This window comes from Pseudomonas sp. (assembly GCF_049645325.1).
Classification (GTDB): Bacteria; Pseudomonadota; Gammaproteobacteria; order Pseudomonadales; family Pseudomonadaceae; genus Aquipseudomonas.
In genome coordinates, this window is record NZ_JBARTQ010000664.1 from 1 (window position 1) to 4,655 (window position 4,655).

The 4,655-nt window shown below is 64.4% G+C and carries 4 protein-coding genes; all 4 read right to left on the reverse strand.

The genetic code is table 11. From position 1 onward, the window contains the following. Positions 1-44: 44 nt before the first annotated feature. Positions 45-1,439: an aromatic amino acid lyase gene (locus WBB95_RS28420; protein WP_424490604.1), complete on the reverse strand. Its 1,395-nt coding sequence runs from the start codon at positions 1,437-1,439 to the stop codon at positions 45-47. Continuing rightward, on the reverse strand, positions 1,436-2,440 hold the full coding sequence (locus WBB95_RS28425; protein WP_424490605.1) for an ornithine cyclodeaminase family protein: 1,005 nt from the start codon (positions 2,438-2,440) through the stop codon (positions 1,436-1,438). Before WBB95_RS28425 ends, WBB95_RS28420 begins: the two co-directional genes overlap by 4 nt. A gap of 83 nt (positions 2,441-2,523) precedes the next feature. Continuing rightward, a complete protein-coding gene (locus WBB95_RS28430) occupies positions 2,524-3,453 on the reverse strand; it encodes an aliphatic sulfonate ABC transporter substrate-binding protein (protein WP_424490606.1) in 930 nt (309 codons plus the stop codon). Positions 3,454-3,580: 127 nt separating this feature from the next. Next, the gene (locus WBB95_RS28435) at positions 3,581-4,594 is read right to left on the reverse strand and encodes an ABC transporter substrate-binding protein (RefSeq protein ID WP_424490607.1); all 1,014 of its coding nucleotides are present in this window, start codon (positions 4,592-4,594) and stop codon (positions 3,581-3,583) included. Positions 4,595-4,655 lie beyond the last annotated feature (61 nt).

Genomic DNA, 4,655 nt, shown 5'->3' on the forward strand with positions numbered 1-4,655 from the left:
CGCTTTCGCGAGCAAGCCCGCTCCCACATTTGATCTTTATCCTTTTAGAGAGAGGGTTTCAGGCGACCATCAGTGATGAACGCGCTCAGCGCCAACACATCCACCGAGCCCGAGCGGTCCTGATCCAGATGCGCCACCTGGCTGCGCACCGCCGCGTGGACCTGTTGAGCGCCCTGCCCCAATCGCAGCTCACCGCGCAGGTCCACCGCCTGCGCGGCCACGATCAGTTCAATACTGGCCAACCACAACACCCGCTCGGTCAACCGGCGGGTTTTGTCGACCACCGCCAGCGCCTGCCCGGCGTAGTCTTCCACCCTGTCCGCGACCGGCACGCTGACCGCCGGCAACGGGTTGGCCAAGTGCCCGATCTCCGCGACGAGTGCCGAGCTGGTGCGCTGCAAGGCGGCCATGCCCACATGCCCCGGCTGCGTGATCAAAAAGCGCGGCAAGTCGCTGGACCCAGGCGAGAGCAATTTGGCAATGCGCTCGGCGCTGCACGCGGCAACTCGACTCAAGGCCAGGCCCACGCCTTCGGCCGCCAGCGCCAGGTGCGTGCTGTCGAAATTCGCCGTCGCCAAAACCAGCGCGTCTTCGCTGATCAACGCCGGGTTATCCGCGCCGCTGCGCAGCTCCAGCTCGACCACTTCATGCAACTGCTGCAACGCCTGCTGCGCCGCGCCCTGCACAACGGTGGCGCAGCGAAAGCTCAACGGGTCTTGCAGGCGGCGTGGGCTGTCCGCCAGCGCGCCGCCTTCCAGCAAGCGTAACAACGCCGCCGATTGCTCGGTTTGCCCAGGCGCCGGGCGCAGGCGTGACGCCCACGGCTGGAACGGGCTGAGGTTGGCCCGGTAGCCTTCGCACGATAACGCCAACGCCGACAGCAAGGCGCCCAAGGCCTGTTGCGCCTCGGCCACCAACAACGCGCCGAGGCCGACACTTGCGGCGTTGGCCGAGACCAGCGCCAGCCCATCCTTGCCGACCAATGGCACCGACAACGCCAGGCTCAGGTGCGCCAACGGTGCCAGATCGCTTTCGCCCAAGGAGCCCAGCAGCGGCACCTCAGGCTCGACGCCGCTATTGAGCAACGCCAGCAAGGCCTGCGCCGCCCTCGGCGAAATGCCTGATCGGCCTTGGGCCAGCCCGGCCAGGCGCGCGGCCGTGATCGCGCGCAGTTCCTGGCGATTGGCCAAGCGCCCCACGCCCACCGCACGCCCCAGCGCAATGCTCGCCTGTAGCGGCGACACGGGCGTATCCACCGCCGCGCCGAGGCCGGTGTTGACGCCATAAATCGGCGTGCCTTCAGCCACCAGCTTGAGCAGCAACCGGTGGCCTTCGTCGATGCGCTGGCGCGCCTGGGCAGTAAAATCCGCCGGGGCGTCTTGCCGGGCAATCGCGAGCAAATTCGCGAGTGTCAGGCCTTGGGGGTCGAGGTCAATCATGCCCAGCGCAGCCGTTGGCCGATGCCCAGGCGCTTGGCTTTTTCCAGCAACGCATGGCCCAGGGCGATATCGCTGAGGCTCAGGCCGCGGTGCCAGAACAGGATGGTTTCTTCAGGGTTCTCGCGGCCGCTTTTCAAGCCGGCAACGATTTGCCCGAGCTCGGCGTGCAAGGTCTCGGCGCTGAGTTTCCCGGCGTCGACATGCGCGCGCAGCGCCCCAAACAGGCCGCCCTTGCACTGGCCCCAATCGTCGACCACTCGTTTGCTCATGATGTCGGTGAGGGACAATTCCACCGCGCTCATGGTGCCGTAGGGCACCACAAAGGCGCCGGGTTTGATCCACTCGGTGCGCAACAAGGGCTCGGGCTGATCCAGGCGCGAGGCCTCGACCACGATGTCGGCGCCGCGCACGGTGCTTTCCCAATCGTCGGTGACAATCACCGGCTTGCCGAGGTCGCGGCGCAGGCGTTCGGCGAAGGCTTCGCGGCTTTCGCTGCGGCGCGAATGCACGCGGATTTCCTCGAAGTCGAACAGGTGGTCGAGCAGGCGTACGTTCCAGTACGCCGTGCCGCGTGCGCCGATGTGCGCCAGCACTTTGCTGTCGGGCCGGGCCAGGTATTTGGCGCCGATGGCAGTGACCGCGCCGGTGCGCATATCGGTGATCGCCGAGGCGTCGAGAATCGCCTTGGGAATGCCGGTGGCCGGGTCCAGCAGGTTGAGGATCGCCAGTTCCGAGGGCAGGCCCTTGCGGTAGTTATCGACAAAATCCCCCACCACCTTGACCCCGGCGTAGCCGATATCGCCGCCGAGCACGCCGCGCAAAACGTTGAAATGACCGTTGATATCGCCGCCGGGAATCAGGTGGGTGCGCGGCTCGATCACCGCCTCGCCACGCCCCTGGATGCGCAGGCTGGCTTCGATGGCGGTGAGGATTTCGTCGTTGGTGAGGCCCAGTTCTTCGATGTCCAGGCCGTTGAGAAAGTCGATGTAGATCGGTTGCATGGTCTGCTCACTGATTGAAGTCGGATGGGGTTGTGTGGCGATAGAACCTGTTCACCACAGGAAGCCCGCTCATCGCCGATACCTTATGGGGCCTTGAACACCGCCTGCTGCACATCGACCTTTTTCGGGATCAGGCCATTGGCAAAAAACAGGTCGGCGGTGCGTTGCTGGTTGGCGATGTCGACCGCTTCCAGCGGCCGAATCGGCGCGGGCGAGCGGTGTTCGAAGTAGCTTTTGACCACCGCCGGTTGCAGGCCCAGGGTTTTGGCCATCAGCGCGATGCTTTCTTCAGGCTGGTCGAGGGACAGGCGCTGCGCCTTGGCCAGGGTCTTGATGATCACGGCAATGGCCTGCGGGTGCTGTTTGGCAAACGGGCTGTTGACCACGAAGAAACTCCCGGCCGGGTTGAGGCCCTGGCCATCGCCCAATACACGCGCGGAACCATCGACCACGGCGGCGGAGTAGTACGGGTCCCAGACCACCCAAGCGTCGACCTTGCCTTGTTCAAACGCGGCGCGACCGTCGGATGGCGACAGGTACACCACGTTCACGTCCTTCCATTGCAAACCGGCGCGCAGCAGGCTTTTGAGAAACAGGTTGTGCGCGCTGGACCCCTTGAGCAGCGCCACACGCTTGCCCTTCAGCTCGGCCACGCTCTGAATCGCGCTGCTTTTGGGCACCAGTACCGCTTCGGTTTTGCCGTCGTTGGGCTCGACGGCGAAGTACTGCAAATCGATACCGGCCGCCTGGGCGAAGATCGGCGGGATGTCGCCGATATTGCCGATGTCCAGGCTGCCGCCGTTCAACGCTTCGATCAGCGGCGGGCCGCCGAGAAATTCGATCCACTGCACCTGGGTGCCAGGCAACGCCTCTTCGAAGAGTTTGTGCTCACGGGCGAGCACCATGCTCACCGAGCTTTTCTGGTAGCCAATGCGCAATACAGAAGGTTCGGCCGCCGACACGGCCCCCGACAACAACACTGACGCCAGGATTGCACTGAAAAACTTCACCATCACCATCACCTCTGATCGTTCCCACGCTCTGCGTGGGAAGCCTGCCGGGACGCTTCGCGTCCTGCTTTAACGTCGTGACGCGGAGCATCACAGGATGCATTCCCACGCGGAGCGCGGGAACGATCAGTTACAGGGACGCCTTGACCTTGGCCGCCACGTCCGCCGGCACCCATTGTTGCCAGACCTGCGGTTGCTCTTTGAGGAACGCCAGCGCGACGTGGCGCGGCTGCTCACGCTTCTCGCTCATCTGCGCGAGGATGCTGTTGAGCAGGTCGATCGGCAGGTCGACTTTTTCAAAAAAGTTCACCAACTGCGGGTACTGCGCCTTGAACGGCGCCGACACGCCAATTGCCAGGTGCGCCGCCATCGAGCGGGTGCCGATAGGGTGCGGGTTGTTGGCGTCGGCCAGGGTTTTCCAGGCCTCGGCGTTGAAGGGCGGCTCATCCAGCTTGACCAGCTTGAAACGGCCAAGCAGCGGCGTCGGCGACCAGTAGTAGAACAACACCGGTTTGCCACGGCGGATCGACGACGCCACTTCGGCATCCAGCGCCGCGCCGGAGCCGGTGCGGAAGTTGACGAAGGTGTCGGTCAAGCCATAAGCCTTGAGTTTCTGGCTGTTGACGATTTCCGAGGTCCAGCCGGTGGGGCTGTTGAGGAAGCGGCCTTTGGTCGGGTCTTCGGGGTCGCGGAACACGTCTTTGTAGCGCGCCAGGTCAGCCACCGATTTCAGCTCCGGCGCCAGCGGCTTGATGCCGCGTTCGGCGTCGCCCTTGATCACGTATTCGGGCACCCACCAGCCTTCGGTGGCACCTTTGACCGTGTCGCCCAAGCCGAAGACTTTGCCTTCGCTTTCAGCCTTGACCCACGCCGGGCTGCGCCCGGCCCATTCTTCGCCGATCACCTGGATATCGTCCTTGGCCAGGGCCGCTTCCAGGCTCACAGTGCTGCCGGGCAAGGTGTCGGTGGGCAGGCCGTAGCCTTTCTCGACGATCAGGCGCAGCACTTCGGTGATCAGGCTGCCGCTTTCCCAGGTGATGTCGCCGAAGTGGATCGGCTTCACCGCTTCGGCAGCCGGCGCGGGCTGGGCCAGGACGGTCAGGGCCAGGAGCGAGCCACCGAGCAGGTTTTTTAGTGTTCTCATGAGTAGCCTCTTGGAGATTCGGTTCACAACACATTCAACGTGGGCACGATCAATGTGGGAG